Below are 2,048 nucleotides of genomic sequence, written 5' to 3'. Positions count from 1 at the left end.
GCGCAGGCACGGCCGGTAGCCGGCCGCCGCGGCCGCGGCGGCGCTGGGGTAGTAGCGCACGTTGCTGCGCTTGGGCGGCGGCGCCGGGCACACCGGCCGGCAGTAGATGCCGGTGCTGCGCACGGCGGTGAAGAACACGCCGTCGAAGCGCGCGTCGCGGGACTGGCGGGCGCGGTCGTAGAGGGCGTGGTCGGTGGCGGCGAGGACAGGCATGGCGCCAGTCTAGTCGGCCTCGGCGCGGCGCACTGGCCGTTTTCGGACAGCAATGCCGCGGCTGTCGCGTGGCCGCGGTGCCCTCGGTTTAGGCGCAGTTGGGGAGGTTCCGCGCGGCGGCACTAGACTAGGTCCACGGGCGCCTGGCGCCTGTCTTTTTCGTCTCGTCCGTGGATCCTCCGTTTGGCCGCTCCGTTCAGACTCTGCTGGTTGTCGCTGTGTTGCCTGGGCCTGTTGGCCTGCGGGCAGCAGCCGGCGTCGGCACCGCAGACCGTCGCTGACAGCCCCTCCGCCGATGGCGAGCACATGGTCTCGATCGGTGCGCCGCCGGCACCGCCGCCGCATGCGGTCGCGCCCAAGCGCGACCCGCAGGCCTGGGACGAGGCCACGCTGGAGAATGGCGAGGCCTTCATCAGCTGCGACACCGACTATGCCGCCGACGCCGGCGATGGCCAGCCGCTGGCCGGGCTGGACCGGCCCGCCGTGGAGGCGGCGCTGGCGCCGTGCCGCGAGCGCGGGCTGATGCGGGTGCGCTATGTCGGCAAGATCAACGCCGGCTTCGCCGAAATGGTGCGGCGCCTGGCCGAGGTGGCCAGGCAGACCGGCATCGGCAAGCGCGTGCTCGACCTGGATTCCAGCGGCGGCCAGGTCGAGGCGGCGATCCGCGCCGGCGATGCGATCGGCGAATCCGGCTGGACCGTGTGGGTGCGCGAAGGTTCGGTCTGCCACAGCGCCTGCGTGTTCGTGCTGGCCGCCGGCGACAACCGGCTGATCTCCGGCAAGGTCGGCATCCACCGGATGATGCGGATCAGTTCCACCGCGACCTCGCGCGCCGAGCTCAATCGCGAGCTGCAGGAGGTCTATGGCAACGTCAAGGACTACCTGGAGCGCAACGGCGTGGCGGTGGCGGTGGCCGACCTGATGATGACCGTGCCCAACCGCAGCCTGCGCCTGCTCAGCAGCGACGAGCTCAAGCAGTACGGGCTCGACGGCACCAACGCGGTGCAGGACGACCTGGAGCGGATCAAGCAATTGCGCAAGTGCGGCGACGATTTCGTGCGGCGCAAGGATGCGTTCCTGGTCGCCTTCGACCAGGAGTGCAAGACCAAAAAGGACGTGGACCTGGAGAGCCTGACCGCCTGCGGCCAGGCGCTGAAGCAGCGCTTCGGGTTCCCGGACCAGGCCTGTCCGGCGGAAAGCCCGCTCTCGGAGATCGACGTGGCGACCCTGCCGCTGGCCTCGCCCGGCGCCTGAACGGCCGCTGCGGCGCATGCCGCCCATTCACGTGGCGGGCATGGACGCGGGGCTAGCGTCGCGGCATCCCCTCCCGGAGTGCGCGCATGGCCGCCGGAACCCGCTTGATGCTGCGGCTGTACCTGCCCCCGGCGTTGCTGGCGTTGGGCGGCTTCGCGATCGCCGAAGTGCTGCTGCACCTCGCCAACGGCCTGCATGCGCCCTGGCTGGCGCGGACCGGCTCGCTGCTGAGTCTGCTCGCTCTGCTGGCGGCGACCGCGTGGGCGCTGTGGACGAGCTGGCGTGCCTGGCACAGGCAGCGCTATGCCGCCCCAGCCGCGGCCGCGGGAGTGGCGAGCGAGAATACGGTAGTGGCGACCGAGGAGACGCCATAGGGCCGCTGCGCTGGTCCGCACAGGCCGCGTAGACTGCGGCCTTGCCACCGCCGCTGCCGAGCGATGTCCTTGTCAATCTCCGTCACGTTCCGCCTCACTCCCGTCCTGCTGGCCCTCGTCGCTGGCGTCGCTTCCGCGCAGACCGCGCCCCCGGCATCGTCCGCGCCCGCGCCGACGACTGCCCCGCCAGCGGCACCCGCCGCCCCT

At 71.8% G+C, this 2,048-nt stretch carries 3 protein-coding genes; 2 read left to right on the top strand and 1 reads right to left on the bottom strand.

Annotated features, from left to right (window positions below; translation table 11 throughout):
* Positions 1 to 213 (bottom strand): Ada metal-binding domain-containing protein (locus tag D183_RS24465; RefSeq protein WP_039727100.1); only part of this gene is annotated, 213 nt, incomplete at its 3' end.
* 210 nt (positions 214 to 423) lie between these two features.
* On the opposite strand from D183_RS24465, the gene D183_RS0110755 reads away from it, so the two are divergent.
* Both D183_RS0110755 and D183_RS0110750 read left to right on the top strand, forming a co-directional pair.
* A complete protein-coding gene (locus tag D183_RS0110755; RefSeq protein ID WP_017908993.1) occupies positions 424 to 1,467 on the top strand; it encodes a hypothetical protein in 1,044 nt (347 codons plus the stop codon).
* A gap of 86 nt (positions 1,468 to 1,553) precedes the next feature.
* Positions 1,554 to 1,841 (top strand): hypothetical protein, encoded by a 288-nt coding sequence (locus D183_RS0110750; RefSeq protein ID WP_017908992.1) that lies wholly within the window; start codon positions 1,554 to 1,556, stop codon positions 1,839 to 1,841.
* Positions 1,842 to 2,048 lie beyond the last annotated feature (207 nt).

It is taken from the genome of Xanthomonas sp. SHU 199 (assembly GCF_000364665.1).
Lineage (GTDB): Bacteria > Pseudomonadota > Gammaproteobacteria > Xanthomonadales > Xanthomonadaceae > Xanthomonas_A > Xanthomonas_A sontii.
The sequence above is the reverse complement of the archived record's forward strand: the minus strand, read 5'-3'. Positions and strand labels throughout refer to the sequence as shown.

Bases quoted from the DNA above. Each gene is read 5' to 3' on its own strand.
- D183_RS0110750 (WP_017908992.1), top strand. From the start codon at position 1,554: ATGGCCGCCGGAACCCGCTTGATGCTGCGGCTGTACCTGCCCCCGGCG.